This window comes from Isoptericola sp. NPDC055063 (assembly GCF_053608125.1).
The window spans coordinates 14376-35030 of sequence record NZ_JBSGUW010000015.1 but is presented as its reverse complement, the minus strand read 5'-3'; the positions used below and the strand labels follow the sequence as shown (position 1 = coordinate 35030).

Sequence of the window (20655 nt, the reverse complement as noted above, 5' to 3'; positions counted from 1 at the left end):
GTATACCTCCCCCTGGCCCTGACAGCTTTCGTGGGTGGGGGCTGGGACAATAGGGCCGTGCCCCTGTACCGAGACGACGCGATCGTGCTGCGCACCCACAAGCTGGGCGAGGCGGACCGCATCGTGACGTTCCTGACCCGCGAGCACGGCAAGGTGCGCGGGGTGGGGCGGGGGGTGCGGCGCACGTCGTCGCGCTTCGGAGCCCGGCTGGAGCCGTTCATGGTCGTGGACGTGCAGCTGCACACCGGCCGGAACCTCGACACCGTGACGCAGGTGGAGACCGTGGGCCCGTACGCCCGCGCCATCTGCGAGGACTACGCCCTGTACACGTCCGGCGCGGCGATGCTCGAGGCGGCCGACCGCCTGGTTGCCGCCGAGCACGAGCCCGCGGTGCAGCAGTACTGGCTCCTCGCCGGGGCGCTGCGGGCCCTGTCGGAGCGCGCGCACGCCCCGGGCCTGGTGCTCGACTCGTACCTGCTGCGCGGGCTCGCCGTCGCCGGCTGGGCGCCGTCGTTCACCGACTGCGCCCGCTGCGGCGAACCCGGCCCGCACCACGCGTTCTCCGTGGGGCAGGGCGGGGCGGTCTGCTCGCGCTGCCGCCCGCCCGGCTCGACGGCGCCCGCCCCGGAGACGTTCGCGCTGCTGGGCGCGCTGCTCGGCGGCGACTGGGAGACGGCGGACGCCTCCGACGCGCGCCACCGCACCGAGGCGTCCGGGCTGGTCGCGGCCTACTCCCAGTACTACCTGGAGCGCACGCTGCGTTCCCTGCGCATGATCGAGAGAGAGGCCTGATGCCCCGCACCCCCGACGCTCGGTACGCCGAGCCCTACCCGCACCCCTCGGGGGCGACGCCGCCGAGCATCCCGGCGCAGTTCGTGCCGAACCACGTGGCGATCGTCATGGACGGCAACGGCCGCTGGGCCAACGCGCGCGGGCTGCCGCGGGTGGAGGGGCACAAGCAGGGCGAGAAGTCGCTGCTCGACGTCGTGGCGGGCGCCGTGCAGATCGGCGTCAAGCACGTGTCGGCGTACGCGTTCAGCACGGAGAACTGGAAGCGGTCGCCGGACGAGGTGAAGTTCCTCATGAACTTCAACCGCGACGTCATCCGCCGGCGCCGCGACGAGATGTCGTCGTGGGGCGTGCGCATCCGTTGGGCGGGCCGCCGGCCGAAGCTGTGGGGGTCGGTGATCAAGGAGCTGCAGGTCGCCGAGGAGATGACCAAGGAGAACGACCGCTGCACCCTGACCATGTGCGTCAACTACGGCGGCCGGGCGGAGATCGCCGACGCCGCGGCCGCCATCGCGCGCGACGCCGCCGCCGGGAAGCTCAACCCCGCGCGCGTCTCGGAGAAGACGATCCAGAGGTACCTCGACGAGCCAGACCTGCCCGACGTCGACCTGTTCCTGCGCTCGTCGGGGGAGCAGCGCACGTCCAACTTCATGATCTGGCAGGCCGCGTACGCGGAGATGGTCTTCCTGCCCGAGCCCTGGCCCGACGTCGACCGCCGGCACCTGTGGCGCGCGGTCGAGGAGTTCGCCCGCCGCGACCGGCGCTACGGCGGCGCGGTGGACACTCCCGACGCCGACTGAGCCCGTCGGTCGGGAACGCCGAGACCCCCGTCCGCTCCGAGGAGCGGACGGGGGTCTCGGTACGTCCGGGCGGCGGCGTCAGTCGCCGAGCACCTTCGCCATGGAGTCGACGAGGGCAGGGAAGCCCTCCTCCCAGTACACGGACAGCGCGGTGGGCGGAGAGACCGACGACACGGGCGCGGTGCCGACGATCTGCGCGACCTTGCCCGCCTTGACGGCCGGGATCGCCTGCAGCTCCTTCTTGGTGAGGAACGCCTTCGCGTCCTCGGGCGTGTAGGCGTAGTCGACGACGAAGTCGGACGTCAGCTTGTCGAGCTCCTCGTACGACAGGGCGTAGAAGAACCCGCCGTTCGACGTGTCGAGCTCGGCCACCGACGGGGCGACCTTCACACCGAGGCCCTCGAGGAAGCCGGCGCGCGGGTCGGCCTGCGGGTACACGTACACCTTGCCCTCGGTGGGCGAGTCGACGACGGCCGCGAAGGTCTTGCCGGCGAACTCGGGGTGCTCGGCGGCCTTGTCGGCGACGAAGTCGTCGATGTCGGCGAGCACCTTGTCGCCGGCGGCGGAGCGGCCCAGCGACTGCGCGGTGATGCGGATCGTGTCGTCCCACGGCGTGGTCCAGGCCGTGTCCGGGAAGGCCACGACGGGGGCGATGTCCGACAGGACGTCGTACTGCTCCTTGGTGAGGCCGGAGTACGGCGCCACGATGAGGTCGGGCTTCGCCTCGACGAACTCCTCGTAGGGCACGGAGGCGCCGGCCTCGGGGTCGTCGAGGATGGTGGGCTTGGCGACGCCGGCCTCGTCGTAGGCGTCCTCGACCCAGGGGAGCAGCGCGTCCTCACCGACGGTCCAGACCTGCTCGGCCACGGCCACGGGGTACACGCCGACGGAGATCGCGGCCTCGGTGGAGCCCCAGCCCCAGGTGGCGACGCGCTCGGGCGCCTCGTCGATCACGGTCTTGCCGAAGGCGTGCTCGACGGTGATCGGGAACTCGTCGGTGGCGCCGGACGCCGACCCGCTCGGGGCGGCGGAGCCGTCGCCCTCGGGGGAGTCGCCGGAGGCGCAGCCGGCGAGGGTCAGGGCGACGGTCGCCGCGAGCGCGGCGGTGGCGACGAGAGGACGGCGAAGACGCACGGGTTCTCCTCGGTGTGCTCGCGCCGGTGCGGCGCGAGAGGGACGGTAGGTGAGGAAAGCCTAACCTACATACTCGCTCCGCTGTGCGTGCGGCCGAGGGGTACGACGAGTGGCGTGCCCGACACCGGGTCGGGCACCACGCGGGAGCGCAGCCCGAACGCGGCGAGGACCGACTCCTCGGTGAGGACGTCCCCGGGCCGGCCCTCCGCGACGACCTGCCCGGCGCTCATCACCACGAGGTGGTCGGCGTACCGGGCGGCGAGGTTCAGCTCGTGCAGCACCATGACGACGGTGGTGCCGCGGGTGCGGTTCAGCTCGGACAGCAGGTCGAGCAGGTCCACCTGGTGGGCGACGTCGAGGTACGTGGTGGGCTCGTCGAGCAGCACGATGTCGGTCTCCTGCGCCAGCACCATCGCGATCCACACGCGCTGGCGCTGCCCGCCGGAGAGCTCCGCCACGGGGCGGTCGGCGAGGTCGGCGACGCCGGTGGCGTCCAGCGCGCGGAGCACCGCCGCGTCGTCCGTCGAGCTGTGCCGCCCGAACCAGCCCTGGTGCGGGTAGCGGCCGCGCGCCACCAGCTCTGCCACCCGCACGCCGTCGGGGGCGATCGAGGCCTGGGGGAGCACACCCACCCGCCGCGCGAGCTCCTTGCGGGACAGCGCGGCCACGTCCTCGTCGCCGAGCGTGACGTGCCCGGCGTCGAGCGGGTGCAGGCGCGCCAGGCCGCGCAGCAGCGTCGACTTGCCGCAGGCGTTGGGCCCGACGATCGCCGTGACGCTGCCGGCGGGGAGCTCGAGGTCGAGCCCCTCGATCACGCGCCGCCCGTCGTAGCCCAGGCTGACGCCGTGCGCGCGCAGGGTGACGTCGGTCATGCGAGGGACTTCCTTCCGTCGGTGGCCAGCAGCCACAGCAGGTACGGGGCGCCGATGAGGCCGGTGACGATGCCGGTGGGCGCCTGGATGCCGAAGAGCAGGTGCTGGCCCACAACGTCCGCCGCGAGCACGAGCAGAGCGCCGGTGAGGACGGACGCCGTGAGCGCGGCGCCGCCGTCGTCCACCAGCCGGCGCGCGATGGCGGGGGCGACGAGCGCGACGAACGCGAGCGGCCCGACGAAGGACGTGGCGGTGGCGACGAGGCCCACGGCCAGCAGCAGCGTGAGGACCCGGGCGGTGTCGACCCGGACGCCGAGGGCGCGGGCGTGGTCGTCGCCGAGGGCGAGCGGCGCCTGCCAGCGCGACGCGAGCGCCACCCCCGCGCCGAGCACCACGACGGCCACCGCGAGGGTGAGCAGCTCGGCGCCGCGGACGTCGGCGACGCTGCCCACGGTCCACAGCAGCGCGGACTGCGCCTCGCGGACGTCGGCGCTCGCCAGCAGCCACGCGAGCAGGGAGGAGCACAGGTAGGCGAACCCGACGCCCACCAGCACGAAGCGGATGGAGTGCAGCCCCCGGCGCCACGCGAACAGCCAGATCGCCAGCGCGACGAGCAGTGCCCCCGCGAAGGCGGCCCCGGAGACCGCCAGGCCCGTGAGCCCCGCGACGAGCAGCGCCCACACGGCGCCGAGGCTCGCCCCGCTGGCGATGCCGAGGATGTCGGGGCTGGCCAGCGGGTTGCGCAGGGTGGTCTGGAAGAGCGCGCCCGCGAGGCCGAACGCCGCGCCCGCGAGGACCGCGGTCTCGAGGCGGGGCAGCCGCAGCCGGTGCACGACGAACACGTCCGCGTCGGTGCCGGCGCCGAACAGCGCCGCGAGGGCGCGACCGGGGGACAGGGACGCCTCGCCGAGCGTGAGCGCCAGCGTGGCGACGGCGACGAGCAGCGCCGCCAGGGTGGCGAGCACGACCACGAGGCGGCGCCGGCGGCGGGCGCGCAGCGCGACGACCGGGGTGGGCGAGGGGTCCAGGACGGTGCCGGCCACGTCAGACCCCCGCCACGGACTTGCCGCGCGCGACGGCGATGAGCACGGGGGCGCCGAGCGCGGCGGCGACCACGCCGGCCTCGAGCTCGGAGTGGGGCAGCACAAGCCGTCCGATGACGTCGGCGCCCAGCAGCATCACGGCGCCGAGAAGCGCGGTGAGCGGCACGATCCAGCGGTAGTCGGTGCCCACGAGGCGGCGCGCGGCGTGCGCCACGGCGAGGCCGACCAGCGCGATGGGTCCGGCGAGCGCGGTCGCGCTGCCGGCGAGCAGCACGACCGCGGCGGCGGTGAGGCCGCGCGTGAGGCCGACGCGCTGCCCGAGCGCCCGGGCGACGTCGTCGCCCAGCACCAGCATGGTGAGGCGGTGCGCGAGCGCGCCCGCGAGGACGACGCCGATCGCGACGAACGGCCAGAGCTTGTCGAGGGTCTCCATGCCGCGCCCGGTGAGCGAGCCGACCGCCCAGAACCGGTAGGTGTTGAACGCGGCGGGGTCGCGCAGCAGGACCAGGGTGATCATCGGCGTGATGAGCGCCGTCACGGTGGCGCCGACCAGCGCCAGCTTCACGGGCTGCCCGGCGCCGATCGAGAAGACCAGGAGCGCGGCGAGCGCGGCGCCGGCGAACGCGAACCACACGAAGCCGAGCGGCGCCGTCACGCCGAGCAGCGAGACCGCGACGACGACGGCGAGCGAGGCGCCCGCGTTGAGGCCCAGCAGGCCCGGGTCGGCGATCGGGTTGCGCGTGACGCCCTGGATGAGCGTGCCGGCCACGCCCAGCGCGGCGCCTGCCGCGAGGCCGATGAGGGTGCGGGGCACGCGCTGGTCGCGCACGACGTCATGGTCGACGTTGCCCGCGACCGGGTGGGTGAGCGCCTGCCACACGGTGGCGAGGTCGATGTCGCGGACGCCGAGCGCCAGGCTCGCCGCGACGATGGCGAGCAGCACCAGCAGGGAGAGCGCGACGACGAGCAGGCGCCCGCGCGTGCGTCGCGCGACGAGGGCGGCGGCCGGGCTCGCGGGGGTCGCGACGGCGGCGGGCGCGCTCACCGGGCCTCCCGGTCGGCGTCGGGCAGGGTGTCGGACAGGGCGTCGGACAGGGTGCCGGGCACGGTGTCCGGCACGGCGTCCGGCATAGCGCGCACGCGGCGGGCCACGCGGCTGGCGACCCAGGCGACGAGCGCCACCGCGGCCGCCCCGATGAGGGCGAGGGTCACGGGGTGGTGCAGCCCGACGGCGATCGCGCCGTTCACGGCGGCGGTGCCGACCGTCGTCCAGATGCCGGCCCAGACGGCGCAGCCGGCGAGCAGCGCCACGAGGTAGCGGCCGAACGGCATGCGCAGGTAGCCCGCGGCGAGGTTGACCAGGGTCTGCACCCCCACCGTGAAGAACGAGAGCGTGACCGCGGGCGGGCCCCACCGGTGCACCCGGTCCACGACCGCGACCGCGCCCGGCCGGGCGAGCATCTCGGCGAAACGGCCGCGGGAGGTGCCGCGGGCCACGCCGCGGCCGGCCCAGTACGTGGCCTGCGCGCGCACGAGGACGATCGCGAACGCCGCGACGTACACCACCCAGAACGGCACCCCGGCGATCGTGAAGACGCCCGTGGCGGCGGCGTCGTCTGGCGCCAGGGTGGTGAGCGTAGGAGTGGTCAGGTGCACGGCCTCATTGTGCCCGACTGAGGTATGCCTGCCCTAATTCTCCCGGCCGGTCCCGGCGGTCGCGGGGTCCTGTCCCGCGCGGCACTCGGCGCAGGTGCCCCACAGCTCCACGGTGTGGTCGATGTCCGCGAACCCGTGGGCGGCGCCGACCGACGCCGCCCAGGCCTCGACGGTGGGTCCGTCGATCTCGACCGCCCGTCCGCACGCCCGGCAGACCAGGTGGTGGTGGTGCTCGCGGCGCTCGCAGCGGCGGTACAGGCTCTCGCCGTCCTCGGCGCGCAGCACGTCGACGTCGCCGCCGTCGACCATGGCCTGCAGCGTGCGGTACACGGTGGCGAGGCCGACGGCGTCGCCTCGGGCGTGCAGCAGCTCGTGGAGCTGCTGCGCGCTGCGGAACTCGTCGGTCTCGCCGAGCGCGTCGGCGACGGCGGCGCGCTGCCGCGTCATCCGGGGCGCCGTGCTCGCGGCGGGGCGGGAGGTGGTGGCGTTCACGGGGTGCACTCCTCCTGGGTGGCCGTCCGGCCGGCGGCCGAGGCCGCGGACGGGACGACCGTGACGTCGTCGGGGATGTCGGGGTGCGGGTCGACGGGCGGGAGGCGGCGGGCCAGCACGGGGTGCAGCAGCGCGACGACGGCGTAGACGGCGATCGCGAGCACCACGATGAGGGCGCCGGGCGACACGTTGTACCAGTAGGTGACGGACAGGCCGGTGACGCAGACGGCCACGCCGATGATCGACGCGACCAGCATGGTGCGCCGGAACGACCGCGTGACGATCTGCCCGATCGCGACCGGCACGATCATGAGCGCGGAGACCAGTAGGAGCCCGACCACCCGCATCGCGACGGTCACCGTGAGCGCGGCGAGTACGGCCACGGCCATGTTCAGCGCCCACACGGGCAGGCCGGAGGAGATGGCGAACTCCTCGTCGTGGCTCACGGAGAACAGCGCGGCCCGCAGCCCGAGGCCGACCAGCAGGATCAGCCCGCACAGCACCACCGTGACCCACACGTCGGACAGCGTGACCGACGAGATCGAGCCGAACAGGTACGCCATGAGGCTGCCGGACGAGCCGCCCGCCAGGCCGATGAGCAGCACGCCGCCGGCGATGCCGCCGTAGAAGAGGATGGCGAGCGCCAGGTCCCCGGACGTGCGGCCGCGGCGGCGCACCACCTCGATGAGCACGGAGCCGGCGACGGCGGCGACCACCGCGCCCGGCACGGCGAGCACGTCGTCGGGCACGAGGCCCATGGCCGCGCCGACCAGCCAGCCGAGCGCGACGCCGGTGAGGGCGACGTGCCCGATGCCGTCGCCCAGCAGGGCGAGGCGGCGCTGCACCAGGTAGGTGCCGACGACGGGCGCGCTGAGGCCCACGAGCAGCGCCGCGACGAGCGCACGCTGCATGAACGGGTCGGTGACCATCTCCCACAGGCCGCTCACGGTGCCACCTCGTCCTCGGTGCTCTCGGGTCGGGCCTCGAAGGGCCCCTCGGCCAGCCGCACCTCGTCGGTGCGCGGCAGCGCGGTCGGGTGGGCGTGCGGGTGCACGTGCTCGTGCGCCTCGCCGCCGTGCCCCGCGCGGGGCGTCGGCGGGGCGCCGTCGTGCACCACACGCCCGTGCCGCAGCACGACGGCGCGCTGCACCAGCGGCGCGAGCTCGCCGAGCTCGTGCAGCACGACCAGCACGGTCATGCCGTCGTCGACGAGCCGCGTCATCGTCGCGGCGAACGCCTCCTGGCTGGGGCGGTCGACGCCGGCGACGGGCTCGTCCAGCACCAGCAGCTCGGGCCTGCGCACCAGGGCGCGGGCGATGAGCACGCGCTGCTGCTGCCCGCCGGAGAGCTGGTGCGTGGCGTACCGGGCGCGGTCGGCGAGGCCGACCAGGTCGAGGGCCTCGCGGACCTGGGCGCGCCAGCCGCGGGGCAGGCGCAGGCGGCGGCCGTGCAGCAGGCCGGAGGCGACCACCTCCGCCGCCGTGGACGGGACGCCCGCGGCGGCGCTGACCCGCTGGGGCACGTAGCCCACCCGCGACCAGGGCACGTCGTCGCCGAGCTCGTGGCCGAACAGCCGCACGGTGCCCGCGGTGGCGGGCAGGACGCCCACCAGCGTGCGGACCAGGGTGGACTTGCCGGAGCCGTTGGCGCCGAGCAGGGCGACGACCTCGCCGCGCCGGACCGTGAGGTCCACCCCGCGCAGCACCGGGCTGGCGCCGAGGCGCACGTGCACGTCGCGGGCTTCGACGGGGGGCGCGGCGCCGTCGGGCGGCGTGGCGGCCGTGGGCGGGGTGTCGGTGGCGGGCGTCGTCATGAGCACTGGAGCCCTTCGGTGAGCGCGGCCAGGTTGTCCTGCATGACCGAGACGTAGTCCGCCCCGGACGCGGCCGCGTCCTTGGACAGGCCCTCCAGCGGGTCGAGCACGGCCGTCTGGACGCCGATGTCCTTGGCGAGCGTGTCGGCGACCTTGGGGCTGGTCAGCGTCTCGGTGAAGATCGTGTCGACGTCGTTCTCCTCGACGATGTCACCGACCTCGCGCAGGCGCGCGGGGGACGGCTCGGCCTCCGGGTCGAGGCCGACGATGCCGATCTGCTCCAGGTCGTAGCGCTCGGCGAGGTAGCCGAACGCGGCGTGCGAGGTGACGAGCGTGCGCGTGGCGCACTCCTTCAGCCCCGCGGAGAACTGGCCGTCGAGGTCCGTGAGGGACTTCGCCAGCGTGTCGGCGTTCTCGGCGTACACGGCGGCGTGCTCCGGGTCGACGTCGCCCAGCTGGGCCGCGACGGCGTGGCCCACGTCGACCAGGCGCGTCGGGTCGAGCCAGAAGTGCGGGTCGACGGCGGCCTCGTCGCCGTGGTCGTGCCCGTCGCCGTCGGCCTCGTCCTCGGCCGCCACGACGTCCTCCGGCGTGCCCGGGTGCGCCTCGAGCGTCACGACGTCGCTGGTGTCCACGACGTGCTCCGGGCTCTGCGTGTCGACGGCCTCGTCGACGGCGGTCTGGAAGCCCGAGGAGTAGACGACGAGGTCCGCGGTGCCGATCTCGCGCACCTGCGCCGGCGAGAGCTCCAGGTCGTGCGGCTCGGCGGCGGGCGGCGTGAGGTTGGAGACCGACACGAGGTCGCCGCCCACCTGCTCGGCCACGTACTGCAGCGGGTAGTAGGACGCGAGGACCTCGAGCGTGCCGTCGGACCCGCCGCCGTCGGTCGGGGCGCACGCGGCCAGGACGGCGGGCAGCGCGAGGGCGGGCAGGGCGGCGAGGGCCGCGCGTCGGCGAAGCATGAGAACGATTCTCAGGAAGTTGAGAACCGTTGTCAACTCGTGCGGCGTGGTCCCCTGCCGTGCTGCGCGCCCCGGTAGGCTGGGGGCCACCGCAGCCGGTCGACGTCGGGCCCCGACGTGCCGAGGCTGCGGTGTTCCCCGCACCGGCCCCACGAGCCACGTGGCGGCCCGACACCCAGGAGTGACCCGTGGCAGCAGCCTCCCCGTCCGCCAAGCTCGACGCCGTCGTCTCCCTCGCCAAGCGGCGAGGTTTCGTGTTCCAGTCCGGCGAGATCTACGGCGGTACGCGCTCCGCGTGGGACTACGGGCCCCTCGGCGTGGAGCTGAAGGAGAACATCAAGCAGCAGTGGTGGCGCGCGATGACGCGCCGCGACGACGTCGTGGGCCTCGACTCCGCGGTCATCCTGCCCACCCCCGTCTGGAAGGCGTCGGGCCACCTCGGCGCGTTCAACGACCCGCTGACCGAGTGCCTCTCGTGCCACAAGCGGTTCCGCGAGGACCACATGATCGAGGAGTTCGAGGAGAAGAAGGGCCGCGCGCCCGAGGGTGGCCTCGCCGAGATCGCCTGCCCGAACTGCGGCACCCGCGGTCAGTGGACCGAGCCCCGCGACTTCAACATGATGCTCAAGACGTACCTCGGCCCGGTCGAGGACGAGTCCGGCGTGCACTACCTGCGCCCGGAGACGGCGCAGGGCATCTTCGTGAACTTCTCGAACGTGGCCGCGGCGTCGCGCAAGAAGCCGCCGTTCGGCATCGCGCAGATCGGCAAGTCGTTCCGCAACGAAATCACGCCGGGCAACTTCATCTTCCGCACCCGCGAGTTCGAGCAGATGGAGATGGAGTTCTTCGTCGCGCCGGGCACGGACGCCGAGTGGCACCAGTACTGGATCGACACCCGCATGGCCTGGTACACGGACCTCGGCATCGACCCGGAGAACCTGCGCCTGTACGAGCACCCGGCGGAAAAGCTCTCGCACTACTCCACCCGCACGGTGGACATCGAGTACCGCTTCGGCTTCACGGGCGGCGAGTGGGGCGAGCTCGAGGGCATCGCGAACCGCACCGACTTCGACCTCAAGACGCACTCGGAGCACTCCGGCAAGGACCTGTCGTTCTTCGACCAGTCCACCAACGAGCGCTGGCTGCCGTACGTCATCGAGCCGGCCGCGGGCCTGACGCGCTCGCTCATGGCGTTCCTCGTCGAGGCGTACGCCGAGGACGAGGCGCCCAACACCAAGGGCGGCGTCGACAAGCGCACCGTGCTGCGCCTGGACCCGCGCCTCGCGCCGGTCAAGGCCGCCGTCCTGCCGCTGTCCCGCAACGAGGCCCTGTCGCCCAAGGCGCGCGACCTCGCCGCCGAGCTCCGGCAGAACTGGAACGTCGACTTCGACGACGCCGGCGCCATCGGCCGCCGCTACCGCCGCCAGGACGAGATCGGCACGCCGTTCTGCGTCACGGTCGACTTCGACACCCTGGACGACGACGCGGTCACCATCCGGCACCGCGACACGATGGCGCAGGAGCGCGTCGCGCTCGCCAAGGTCACCGCCTACCTCGCGGAGCACCTCGCGGCGTTCTGACCCGCCCCGCACGACGGTGCCCGGGTCCGCGGCTGCGGACCCGGGCACCGTCGTCTGCCCCCTGTGGTGCGGTCAGGTGCGGTTCCTGCGCAGCAGACCGAGAACCAGGCTCACGACCAGCACGATGACGCCGATCCAGATGAGGAACTGGCCGATGTTCGTCGCGACGCCGAGGATCACCAGGACGACACCGATGATGATGAGGACGAGCCACGCGGGCATAGGCACCTCCAGTCTCCGCGCGCCGTCCGTGCGACGACGCGCGGACCGAACGTGCCACGACCTCCCGATACACGCACGTTGTCTCGAACGTCCCTGATGCCCCGGCCACCGGTCGGTCGGCGGCGCCGTCGTCACCACCCGGCGTGCGGCTCGGCGTCGTCGCCCGTGAGGCTGCCGTGCACCACCGCCTCGATCACCCGCGTGAGGGCGTCGACCGCGGGCCGGCGGGGCGCGCCGCCGGGCTCCAGCAGCACCACCTCGCGCTCGACGAGGTCGCGCAGCGTGCTGGTGTGCAGGTCGCCCCAGGTGCGCAGGGTGCGCATCATCGGCGTCGCGAGCGCCACGCCCAGGCCCTGCGCGACGAGCGCGAGCGTCGTGGAGGTGTCGTTCACCTCGTGCGCCGCGCGCGGCTCGAACCCCGCGGCCCGGCATGCGTGCCGCACCGCGGCGCCGTAGTGCGTGGCCCGCGGCGGCAGGATCCACGGGACGTCCGCCAGCTCGGCGAGCGCGAGCCGGTCCGGCAGGTCCGACGTCGGCGCGGAGACGAGGGCGAACCGCTCGGTGCGCAGCGGGCGCAGCGTCGTGCCGGGCACGCGGGGGATCGGGGCGACCGGGTAGTCCAGACCGAGGCCGAGGTCCACGTCGCCGCGCCGCACCGCGGCGGCCACGTCGTCCACCGTGAGCTCGAACCCCTCGAGGGTGACCCGCGGGTGCGTGGCGGCGAGCCCCGCGACCAGGCGGGGCAGCATGCTGGCGGCCACGGTGGCGAACGCCCCCACGCGGACGGTGCCCACGGTGTCGCGGGTCGCGGCGCGGGCGGCGTCGGCGGCGTCGCGCTGCGCCACCAGCAGGTCCTCGGCGCGCGCGGCCAGCACGGCGCCCGCGTCGGTGAGGACGACCCCGCGGCCGTGCGGGCGCACCACCTCCGTGCCCAGGTGCCGCGCGAGGACGGCGAGCTGCTGGGAGACGGCGCCCGTCGTGTACCCGAGGGCCGCCGCGGCGGCCGTCATCGTGCCGTGCTCGGCCAGCGCCCGCAGGGCCCGCAGCGCGGGCCAGGGCAGGTCGTGGGTCGACGTGTCCACGTCGTCACCTCCGTCTCCATCGTGCGCCCTCTCGGGCCCGCACACCGTATAGCGCGCCTGAACGGTCGGTGTCATGAACCTTCGATGGTGCTGACCGCTCCCGGTCGGCACGATGAGACCGGGTCGCCGAGCGAGGGAGGTCGGGTGGCGCACAGCATGCCGGGGGCGGACGGGCCGCCCGGACCGCCCGGGTCGGCGGACGTCGTCGTGGTCGGCGGCGGGGTCATGGGGGCGTCCGTGGCGTTCCACCTGGCCGAGGCCGGAGTCGACGTCGTGCTGCTGGAGTCCGGCGAGCTCGGCGGCGGCAGCTCCGGCAAGCCGAAGGGCGGGGTGCGGGCCCAGTTCTCCGACCCCGCCAACGTGGAGCTCGGGCGGCGCAGCCTCGAGCTGTTCGAGGACTTCCGGCGTCGGCCCGGCGGTGACATCGGGCTGCGGCAGACCGGGTACCTCTTCGCGCTGCCCACCGACGACGACGTCGCGCTCTTCGACCGGTCGGTCGCGATGCAGCGCGAGCACGGCGTCGACAGCCGCCTGCTCACCGTCGCCGAGGCCCGCCGCCTCAACCCGTACCTCTCCGCGACCGCGTACGCCGGCGCGGCCTACGCGCCCCGCGACGGGTGGGCGCACCCGGCGGCCGTCGTCGCCGGCTACGCGGACGGGGCGCGACGGCACGGCGCGAGCGTGGTCACCGGCGCTCCGGTGACCGCCGTCGAGCCCGTGCCCGGGGGCCGCGCCCGCGTCGTCACGCCGCGCGGCTCCGTGGTCGCGTCCGCCGTCGTCGTGTGCGCGGGTGCCTGGTCGCGGGCGGTGGGCGCCCTCGTGGACGTCGACCTGCCCGTGGAGCCGGTGCGCCGCCAGATCGCGTTCACCGCGCCGCTCGAGCCGGCGCCGCCGGCGCTCCCGTTCACCATCGACTTCGGCACCACCTACTACCTGCACAACGCCGACGCGCGCGGCACCCTGCTGCTCGGCGCCTCGGAGCCCGGCACGCCCGTCGGCTTCGACACCTCCTACGACCCGGCGTGGGAGCCGTGGCTGCGGGAGCTGGTCGCCCGGTCCACGCCGGCGCTCGCGGACGCGCCGCTGACCGGCGGCTGGGCCGGCCTGTACGAGCTGACGCCCGACCACGACGCCCTCATCGGCGAGGCGCCCGGGGGCGGGGGAGCCCGGGTGCTGTACGCGTGCGGGTTCTCCGGCCACGGCTTCCTGCAGGCGCCCGCCGTGGGCGAGGCCGTCACCGACCTGTACCTGGGGCGCGCGGGGACGCCCGCGGCGCGGGGCGTCGACGTGTCCGCGTTCGACGCCGGACGGTTCGGAGCGCGGCGGTCGCGCTCCGAGGCGAACATCATCTGAGGAGGGTTCTGACCGTGACGCTCGAGGGTTTCCAGGAACCGTGGCAGCTGCGGGCGGCGTTCGCGCGCTCGCTGTCGGACATGTACGGCCGCGAGGTGCCCGCCTACACGACGCTGCTCGAGGTGTCCCACGACGTCAACGCCGACGTCGCGGCCGCCCGCGGCGCCGATGCCGAGCGGCTGGGGTCCATCGACCGCGTCACGGCCGAGCGGCACGGCGCCATCCGGGTGGGCACGCCCGCGGAGATCCAGCAGGTCGCGCGGATCTTCGGCGCGATGGGCATGCACCCGGTGGGTTTCTACGACCTGCGCGACGCCTCGTCGTCGTCCGTGCCCGTGATCTCCACGGCGTTCCGGCCGGTGGACCGCGAGGAGCTGGCGCGCAACCCGTTCCGCGTCTTCACGTCGATGCTGGTGCCCGGCGACCGGCGGTTCTTCGGCGCGGACCTGCAGCAGCGGCTCGAGCGCTTCCTCGGGCGTCGCACGCTGTTCGGGCCCGAGCTACTGGCGCTCGCGGACCTCGCCGAGGCCGACGGCGGCCTGGCCGCCGACGACGCCGCGCAGTTCCTGCGGTTGGCCACGGAGGCGTTCGAGCTGTCCCGCGAGCCCGTCGACCAGGCCTGGTACCGCGAGCTGGAGGCCGTCTCCGCGGTGGCCGCCGACATCGGCGGCGTCGCGTCCACGCACATCAACCACCTCACGCCCCGCGTGCTCGACATCGACGACCTGTACGCCCGCATGGAGGCGCGCGGCATCACGATGATCGACGCCATCCAGGGCCCGCCGCTGTGGGAGGGTCCCGACGTGCTGCTGCGGCAGACGTCGTTCCGGGCCCTCGCGGAGCCGCGCACGTTCCGCACGCCGGACGGCAGCGTCGTGCAGGACTCGCTGCGGGTGCGGTTCGGCGAGGTCGAGGCGCGCGGCATCGCGCTGACGCCCCACGGTCGCGCGCGCTACGACGCCGCCATCGTGCAGGGCGCGACGCCCGAGGTGTGGCGCGAGACGTTCCCGGACACCGAGGCCGGGCTGATCGCCCAGGGGCTGGGGTACTTCACCTACGAGCTGTCCGACGCCGCCGCGGGGCCGGGCGCGGTCACCCGCGAGCCGATCGTGTACGAGGACTTCCTGCCCCGCTCGGCCGCCGGCATCTTCCAGTCCAACCTCACGGAGGAGGGCTCCAAGGACGCGGGCCAGGCCGGCGAGGACCGGGACGCCGACTGGATGGCCGGCGCCGTCGGGCGCGAGCTGTTCGACCCCTTCGACCTGTACGCCGCGCAGGTGGCGGCGTCGCGCGACCGCGCGGCGTCTCGCCTCGGCGTCGACCCCCACCACCTCGAGAACCCCTCCACCCCACAGGGAGCCCAGGCATGACCACCCAGACCGACGGAACCCCGACCACCGGCACGCTGACCGCCGAGCTGCGCGACGCCGCGCTCGCCGCGCTCGGCCGGATCGGGGCCGACGTCCCGGCGACCTCGGACGGCGGGCTGCCCGTCGTCTCCCCGCTGACCGGCGAGGCGTTGCTGACCCTCCCGGAGGGGGGCGCCGCCGAGGTCGACGCGGCCGTCACCGCCGCCGCGGAGGCGTTCCGCACCTGGCGCTCGGTGCCCGGCCCGGTGCGCGGCGCCGTCGTGCGCCGCCTCGGCGAGCTGCTCACCGAGCACAAGGCCGACCTGGCCGAGCTCGTGACGATCGAGGCGGGCAAGATCACCTCCGAGGCGCTCGGCGAGGTGCAGGAGATGATCGACGTCTGCGACTACGCCGTCGGTCTGTCGCGGTCCCTCGGTGGGCGCACGATGCCTTCCGAGCGTCCCGGTCACCGCCTCATGGAGCAGTGGCACCCGCTCGGCGTCGTCGGCGTCGTGAGCGCCTTCAACTTCCCCGTCGCGGTGTGGTCGTGGAACACGGCGGTCGCGCTGGTCTGCGGCGACACCGTGGTGTGGAAGCCGAGCGAGAAGACGCCGCTCAGCGCGCTCGCCTCGAACGCCCTCCTGCGGCGGGCCCTCGCCGAGGCCGGGTTCCCGGAGGCCGTGAGCCAGGTGGTGCTCGGCGCCCGCGAGGCGGGGGAGGCGCTGGTCGCCGACCGGCGCGTCGCGCTCCTGTCCGCCACCGGCTCGGAGCGCATGGGCCAGCAGGTGGCGCCCGTCGTCGCCGGGCGCGGCGGCCGGTACCTGCTGGAGCTGGGCGGCAACAACGCGGCCGTCGTCGCCCCGTCGGCCGACCTCGACCTCGCGGTGCGCGGCATCGTGTTCGCCGCGGCGGGCACCGCCGGGCAGCGCTGCACCTCGCTGCGCCGCCTCATCGTGCACTCGTCCGTGGTCGACGACCTCGTCGGCCGCCTCGAGTCCGTCTACGCCGGGCTCCCGGTCGGCGACCCGCGCGCCGACGGCACGCTGGTCGGGCCGCTCACCGACGCCGGCGCCCGCGATCGGATGCTCGCCGCGCTGGAGGAGGCGCGGGCGGACGGCGGCACGGTCGTCGTCGGCGGCGAGGCCGTGGACGTGGACGGTGCCCCCGGCGCGGCGTACGTCTCGCCGGCGCTGGTGCGGATGCCGGAGCAGGCGGACGTGGTGCGGCGCGAGACGTTCGCGCCGATCCTCTACGTGCTCACCTACGAGACGCTCGAGGAGGCCATCGCGCTGCACAACGACGTCCCGCAGGGGCTGAGCAGCGCGATCTTCACGCTCGACGTGCGCGAGGCGGAGACCTTCCTGTCCGAGGTCGGCTCCGACTGCGGCATCGTCAACGTCAACATCGGCACCTCCGGCGCGGAGATCGGCGGCGCGTTCGGCGGCGAGAAGTCCACCGGCGGCGGGCGGGAGTCCGGGTCCGACTCGTGGAAGCAGTACATGCGGCGCGTCACCAACACCGTGAACTACTCCACCGAGCTGCCGCTGGCGCAGGGCGTGAACTTCGGTTGATGTTGTGAGCGGGCGTTTTGCCCTGGTTCGGCGCCGAACAGGACCAGACGCCCGCTCACAACATCCGGCATGACAGATGTCATGGCCACGTCGTGACAGGCGGCCCTGCAGGTCAGGGCGCCGCGCGGCGAGGATCGAGGCATGACCTCGACGAGCACCACGACATCGCCCGCACCGCCGGCCCTGAGCCTGCGCGGGCTGCGCAAGGAGTTCCCGTCGCCCGCCGGCCCCGTCCGCGCGGTCGACGGCATCGACCTGGAGATCGCCCCCGGCGAGGTGGTGGCCTTCCTCGGCCCCAACGGCGCCGGCAAGACCAGCACGATCGACATGGTGCTCGGGCTGAGCTCACCCACCTCCGGCAGCGTGCAGGTGTTCGGCGCCGACCCGGCCGCCGCGATCTCCGCCGGTCGCGTCGCCGCCGTCATGCAGACCGGCGGCCTGCTGCGCGACATCACGGTGGGGGAGACCGTCGCCCTCACCGCCGCGCTGTTCGGCCAGACCGGATCGCCCGTGCCGTACCTGGAGCGCGCCGGCATCGCCGACCTCGCCGACCGCATGGTGGGCAAGTGCTCCGGCGGCCAGCAGCAGCGCCTCCGGTTCGCGATGGCGCTGGTCAGCGAGCCCGACCTGCTCCTGCTTGACGAGCCCACCACCGGCATGGACGTGGAGGGCCGCCGCGAGTTCTGGGCCGCCATCCGCGCCGACGCCGCCGCCGGACGCACCGTCGTGTTCGCCACCCACTACCTGGAGGAGGCCGACACGTACGCCGACCGCGTCGTGCTGGTCAGCCAGGGGCGGGTCGTCGCCGACGGCTCCACCGCCGAGGTGAAGAGCCTCGCGTCCGGCCGCACCGTGAGCGCGCGGATCGACGACGACGGCGACCGCGCCGCCGTGGCCGCCCGGCTGCGGGGGATGCCCGCCGTGGACGCCATCGACCACCGCGGCGCGCGGCTCGTCGTGCGCACGCCCGACTCCGACGTCGTCGCCCGGTTCCTGCTCACGCAGACCGCCGCGCGCGACCTGGAGGTCGCCTCCGAGAACCTCGAGGACGCGTTCGTCGCCCTCACCGCCACCGCAGCCACCAGCAGCGCACCCAGCACGGACGGAGCCACCCGATGAGCGCCACCATCTCGACACCGGGCACCGCACCCGGCACCACGGCCCTCGTCGCGCGGCCGCGCATCCGCACCACCACCGCGGTGCGCACCTACCTCGTCGTCGAGCTGCGCCGCGCGCTGCGCAACCGGCGCACCCTCATCTTCTCCGTCGTGATTCCGCCCGTCTTCTTCCTCATCTTCGGGCTGCAGGGCGACTACCAAAGCCAGAGCGCCGGCAACGGCAACGTCACCGCGTGGATCGCCGTCTCGATGGCGCTCTACGGGGCGATGGTCACCGCCACCGGCGGCGGCGCGAGCGTGTCCGTCGAGCGCGCGCAGGGCTGGACCCGGCAGCTGCGCCTGACTCCGCTGCGGCCCGCGGCCTACGTGGCGGTCAAGCTCGCCGCCGCGATGGCGCTCGGGGCCGGGTCCGTCCTCATCACCCTCGTGGTGGCCGGCGTCGCCGGGGCGCAGATGCCCGTGGGCGCCTGGATCCTGTGCGCCCTGCTCGCCTGGGTGGGCTCGCTCGTCTTCGCGGCGTTCGGCCTGTTCATGGGGTACCTGCTGCCGGCCGAGAACGTCATGCAGATCCTCGGCCCGGTGCTCGCGCTCCTGTCCTTCGGCGGCGGCCTGTTCGTACCGCTGGGCGACGGCTGGTGGGCGGACGTCGCGCAGTTCTTCCCGACCTACGGCCTCGCCGAGCTCGTGCACGCGCCGCTCGGCGGCGACCTGGGCGTCGCCGCCGTCCTCAACGTCGTGGCCTGGGCCGCGATCTTCTTCGTCGGCGCGGCCTGGCGGTTCCGCAAGGACACGGCGCGGGTGTGAGCATCGGCTCCCCGCCGGCGCCGACCGGCCGTGGCACGGTGGGGGACGTGACCTCGACGTCCCCCGCCGCCCCGCAGGGCGAGCCCTCCGGCGGGGTGCCCGTCGACCCCGACCTCCGCGGCCCGTTCGGCGGGATCCCGCGGCTCGGTCCGCTCCTGGCCGTCATCTGGATCGTCTTCCTGCTCGAGCCGCTGCAGGCGTCCCTCGACGCGCCCACGCCGCTGCTCCGCGTCGTCGGCGTCGTCGGGGTGCTGGGCGTGGCGGCCGTCTTCGTCGCCACCTTTCTCCGCTTCCGTCGCACGGTGCTCCTCTCGAGGACCGACGGCGGGGCCGTCAGGGCCGGGCTGAGCCCTCGCACGGCGTCCGTCCTGCTGGTCGCCCAGGCCGTGTGCGTCGGCCTGTCCTGCCTGGCCGCGCAGCAGCACGGGCTGGTGGGGCTGGTCTTCGTGTGCGTGACGGCGATCTACATCCTGCGCGGGCCGGCCGCGCTCGCGGTGGTCGCGGGGAGCATCGTCGTGATGGTCGTGCTCCCGCGTGTCCTGCCGGGCTGGACGACCGAGGACGGCAACGTCGTGGGCGCGGTGCTGGCCAGCGCCGCGGTGTACGGGTTCACGCAGGTCATCGACCGCAACCGGCGGCTGCGCGAGGCGCAGCAGCAGGTGGCGGACCTCGCCGTCGCCCGCGAGCGCGAGCGCATCGCCCGCGACATGCACGACGTCCTCGGCCACTCGCTCACCGTCATCTCCGTCAAGGCCGAGCTGGCGGCCAAGCTCCTCGCCGCGGCCGGGTCCGACGACGCCGCGTCCTCGCCGACGGCGCGGGCCGCCGCCGAGGTCGCCGACATCCAGGACCTCGCGCGCGGGGCGCTCGCCGACGTGCGCGGCACCGTCGCGGGCGCCCGCCGCGTCACCCTCGCGGGCGAGCTCGCCGCCGCCCGCTCGGCCCTCGACGCCGCAGGGGTCGCCGCCGAGCTCCCCGGCGCGGTCGACGCCGTCCCCGCCGAGCGGCGCGAGCTCTTCGCGTGGGTGCTGCGCGAGGGCACCACCAACGTGCTGCGGCACTCCGGCGCCACCCGGGTGGTCGTGACCGTCACCGCCGGCACCCTCGTCGTGGAGGACGACGGGCGTGGTCACCCCGGGACGCGGGCCAAGGAGGGCGGCGGGCACGGGCTCACCGGCCTCGCCGCGCGCGCCCGGCACGCCGGCGCCGTCCTCGAGACGGGTCCGAGCCCGCTCGGCGGCTTCCGCCTCGCCGTGACCGCGCGCGAGGACGTCGCGCCGGCGGGTGCCAGGATCGACCCGTGATCCGACTGCTGCTCGCCGACGACCAGGCGCTCGTGCGCGGCGCGCTCGCCGCTCTCCTCGACCTCGAGCCCGACCTCGAGGTCGTCGCGCAGGTGGGGCGCGGCGACGAGGTGCTCGACGCCGCCCGCGCGCAGGCCGCCGACGTCGCCCTGCTCGACGTCGAGATGCCCGGCCTCGACGGCATCGCCGCCGCCGCGGCGCTGCACCGGGAGCTGCCGGCGTGCCGCTCGCTGGTCGTGACGACGTTCGGCCGCCCCGGCTACCTGCGTCGCGCGCTGGACGCCGGCGCGAGCGGGTTCGTCGTCAAGGACACCCCCGCCGAGCAGCTCGCCGACGCCGTGCGGCGCGTGCACGCCGGCCTGCGCGCCGTCGACCCGGAGCTCGCCGTCGCGTCCCTGACCGTCGGCGCGAGCCCGCTCACCGAGCGCGAGCGGCACGTGCTGGCGCTCGCGGCCGACGGGGGCACCGTCGCGCAGGTGGCCGCGGAGGCGTTCCTGTCCGAGGGCACGGTGCGCAACTACCTGTCCGCGGCCATCGGCAAGACCGGGGCCCGCACGCGCGCCGAGGCCGTACGCATCGCGCAGGACAACGGCTGGCTCTGACCCGGTGGTGTTGTGGGGGGGGGGGGGGGGCCCCCTCTCCTGCCAGAGAAGGGAAAACCCCCCCCCCCCCCACACAAGGGGAGAAACCCCCCACCAGGGGACAGAACAA

At 74.7% G+C, this 20655-nt stretch carries 21 protein-coding genes; 10 read left to right on the top strand and 11 right to left on the bottom strand.

Annotation, left to right across the window (positions count from 1 at the left end; translation table 11 throughout):
* Positions 1-57: 57 nt before the first annotated feature.
* The gene (gene recO, locus ACWF41_RS17690; protein WP_380321720.1) at positions 58-792 is read left to right on the top strand and encodes a DNA repair protein RecO; all 735 of its coding nucleotides are present in this window, start codon (positions 58-60) and stop codon (positions 790-792) included.
* Complete coding sequence (locus tag ACWF41_RS17685; protein ID WP_380321723.1) at positions 792-1589, top strand: isoprenyl transferase; 798 nt, start codon at positions 792-794, stop codon at positions 1587-1589. Before recO ends, ACWF41_RS17685 begins: the two co-directional genes overlap by 1 nt.
* Before the next feature lie 78 nt (positions 1590-1667).
* Here the strand turns inward: ACWF41_RS17685 and ACWF41_RS17680 are convergent, their stop codons facing one another.
* The 9 genes from ACWF41_RS17680 to ACWF41_RS17640 all read right to left on the bottom strand — a co-directional run bounded on the left by ACWF41_RS17680 (position 1668) and on the right by ACWF41_RS17640 (position 9561).
* Positions 1668-2723: an iron-siderophore ABC transporter substrate-binding protein gene (locus ACWF41_RS17680; RefSeq protein WP_380325193.1), complete on the bottom strand. Its 1056-nt coding sequence runs from the start codon at positions 2721-2723 to the stop codon at positions 1668-1670.
* A 65-nt stretch (positions 2724-2788) separates the two neighbouring features.
* On the bottom strand, positions 2789-3595 hold the full coding sequence (locus ACWF41_RS17675; protein ID WP_380325190.1) for an ABC transporter ATP-binding protein: 807 nt from the start codon (positions 3593-3595) through the stop codon (positions 2789-2791).
* Positions 3592-4638 (bottom strand): FecCD family ABC transporter permease, encoded by a 1047-nt coding sequence (locus ACWF41_RS17670; RefSeq protein ID WP_380325187.1) that lies wholly within the window; start codon positions 4636-4638, stop codon positions 3592-3594. The genes ACWF41_RS17675 and ACWF41_RS17670 overlap by 4 nt, the downstream gene beginning before the upstream one ends.
* A 1-nt stretch (position 4639) precedes the next feature.
* Positions 4640-5683, bottom strand: a complete 1044-nt coding sequence (locus ACWF41_RS17665) for a FecCD family ABC transporter permease (protein WP_380325184.1) — start codon at positions 5681-5683, stop codon at positions 4640-4642.
* Positions 5680-6294, bottom strand: coding sequence for a DedA family protein (locus ACWF41_RS17660; RefSeq protein WP_380325181.1), 615 nt, complete (start codon positions 6292-6294; stop codon positions 5680-5682). Before ACWF41_RS17660 ends, ACWF41_RS17665 begins: the two co-directional genes overlap by 4 nt.
* Before the next feature lie 33 nt (positions 6295-6327).
* On the bottom strand, positions 6328-6741 hold the full coding sequence (locus ACWF41_RS17655) for a Fur family transcriptional regulator (protein WP_380325199.1): 414 nt from the start codon (positions 6739-6741) through the stop codon (positions 6328-6330).
* Between the two features lie 41 nt (positions 6742-6782).
* Positions 6783-7715, bottom strand: coding sequence for a metal ABC transporter permease (locus ACWF41_RS17650; RefSeq protein ID WP_380325196.1), 933 nt, complete (start codon positions 7713-7715; stop codon positions 6783-6785).
* Between the two features lie 14 nt (positions 7716-7729).
* A complete protein-coding gene (locus ACWF41_RS17645; protein ID WP_380325178.1) occupies positions 7730-8599 on the bottom strand; it encodes a metal ABC transporter ATP-binding protein in 870 nt (289 codons plus the stop codon).
* On the bottom strand, positions 8596-9561 hold the full coding sequence (locus tag ACWF41_RS17640) for a metal ABC transporter solute-binding protein, Zn/Mn family (RefSeq protein WP_380325175.1): 966 nt from the start codon (positions 9559-9561) through the stop codon (positions 8596-8598). Before ACWF41_RS17640 ends, ACWF41_RS17645 begins: the two co-directional genes overlap by 4 nt.
* 188 nt (positions 9562-9749) lie before the next feature.
* Here ACWF41_RS17640 and ACWF41_RS17635 point away from each other — a divergent pair, with 188 nt between their 5' ends.
* The gene (locus tag ACWF41_RS17635) at positions 9750-11141 is read left to right on the top strand and encodes a glycine--tRNA ligase (RefSeq protein WP_380325172.1); all 1392 of its coding nucleotides are present in this window, start codon (positions 9750-9752) and stop codon (positions 11139-11141) included.
* A 72-nt stretch (positions 11142-11213) separates the two neighbouring features.
* Here ACWF41_RS17635 and ACWF41_RS17630 read toward each other — a convergent pair whose 3' ends face one another.
* Both ACWF41_RS17630 and ACWF41_RS17625 read right to left on the bottom strand, forming a co-directional pair.
* A complete protein-coding gene (locus tag ACWF41_RS17630; protein WP_380325232.1) occupies positions 11214-11363 on the bottom strand; it encodes a hypothetical protein in 150 nt (49 codons plus the stop codon).
* 131 nt (positions 11364-11494) lie between these two features.
* Positions 11495-12445: a LysR family transcriptional regulator gene (locus ACWF41_RS17625; RefSeq protein WP_380325235.1), complete on the bottom strand. Its 951-nt coding sequence runs from the start codon at positions 12443-12445 to the stop codon at positions 11495-11497.
* 144 nt (positions 12446-12589) lie between these two features.
* Between ACWF41_RS17625 and ACWF41_RS17620 the strand changes: the two genes are divergently transcribed.
* The 7 genes from ACWF41_RS17620 (at position 12590) to ACWF41_RS17590 (ending at position 20546) form a co-directional block, all read left to right on the top strand.
* Positions 12590-13798 carry an NAD(P)/FAD-dependent oxidoreductase gene (locus ACWF41_RS17620; protein ID WP_380325238.1) on the top strand — a complete coding sequence of 403 codons (1209 nt, stop codon included), beginning with the start codon at positions 12590-12592 and terminating at the stop codon, positions 13796-13798.
* A gap of 14 nt (positions 13799-13812) precedes the next feature.
* The gene (gene hglS / locus ACWF41_RS17615; RefSeq protein ID WP_380325241.1) at positions 13813-15168 is read left to right on the top strand and encodes a 2-oxoadipate dioxygenase/decarboxylase; all 1356 of its coding nucleotides are present in this window, start codon (positions 13813-13815) and stop codon (positions 15166-15168) included.
* Positions 15165-16718 carry an L-piperidine-6-carboxylate dehydrogenase gene (amaB, locus tag ACWF41_RS17610; protein ID WP_380325244.1) on the top strand — a complete coding sequence of 518 codons (1554 nt, stop codon included), beginning with the start codon at positions 15165-15167 and terminating at the stop codon, positions 16716-16718. The genes hglS and amaB overlap by 4 nt, the downstream gene beginning before the upstream one ends.
* Positions 16719-16859: 141 nt before the next feature.
* Entirely contained in the window at positions 16860-17837 is a 978-nt protein-coding gene (locus ACWF41_RS17605) for an ABC transporter ATP-binding protein (protein WP_380325247.1), read from the top strand.
* The gene (locus ACWF41_RS17600; RefSeq protein ID WP_380325250.1) at positions 17834-18640 is read left to right on the top strand and encodes an ABC transporter permease; all 807 of its coding nucleotides are present in this window, start codon (positions 17834-17836) and stop codon (positions 18638-18640) included. Before ACWF41_RS17605 ends, ACWF41_RS17600 begins: the two co-directional genes overlap by 4 nt.
* Before the next feature lie 47 nt (positions 18641-18687).
* Positions 18688-19944, top strand: a complete 1257-nt coding sequence (locus tag ACWF41_RS17595; protein ID WP_380325253.1) for a sensor histidine kinase — start codon at positions 18688-18690, stop codon at positions 19942-19944.
* Complete coding sequence (locus ACWF41_RS17590) at positions 19941-20546, top strand: response regulator transcription factor (protein ID WP_380325256.1); 606 nt, start codon at positions 19941-19943, stop codon at positions 20544-20546. Before ACWF41_RS17595 ends, ACWF41_RS17590 begins: the two co-directional genes overlap by 4 nt.
* Positions 20547-20655 lie beyond the last annotated feature (109 nt).

Coding starts and splice junctions, on each gene's coding strand:
- ACWF41_RS17685 (WP_380321723.1), top strand. CDS start 792: ATGCCCCGCACCCCCGACGCTCGGTACGCCGAGCCCTACCCGCACCCC.
- ACWF41_RS17675 (WP_380325190.1), bottom strand. CDS start 3,595: ATGACCGACGTCACCCTGCGCGCGCACGGCGTCAGCCTGGGCTACGAC.
- ACWF41_RS17655 (WP_380325199.1), bottom strand. CDS start 6,741: ATGACGCGGCAGCGCGCCGCCGTCGCCGACGCGCTCGGCGAGACCGAC.
- ACWF41_RS17650 (WP_380325196.1), bottom strand. CDS start 7,715: ATGGTCACCGACCCGTTCATGCAGCGTGCGCTCGTCGCGGCGCTGCTC.
- ACWF41_RS17645 (WP_380325178.1), bottom strand. CDS start 8,599: ATGACGACGCCCGCCACCGACACCCCGCCCACGGCCGCCACGCCGCCC.
- ACWF41_RS17640 (WP_380325175.1), bottom strand. CDS start 9,561: ATGCTTCGCCGACGCGCGGCCCTCGCCGCCCTGCCCGCCCTCGCGCTG.
- ACWF41_RS17630 (WP_380325232.1), bottom strand. CDS start 11,363: ATGCCCGCGTGGCTCGTCCTCATCATCATCGGTGTCGTCCTGGTGATC.
- amaB (WP_380325244.1), top strand. CDS start 15,165: ATGACCACCCAGACCGACGGAACCCCGACCACCGGCACGCTGACCGCC.
- ACWF41_RS17605 (WP_380325247.1), top strand. CDS start 16,860: ATGACCTCGACGAGCACCACGACATCGCCCGCACCGCCGGCCCTGAGC.
- ACWF41_RS17600 (WP_380325250.1), top strand. CDS start 17,834: ATGAGCGCCACCATCTCGACACCGGGCACCGCACCCGGCACCACGGCC.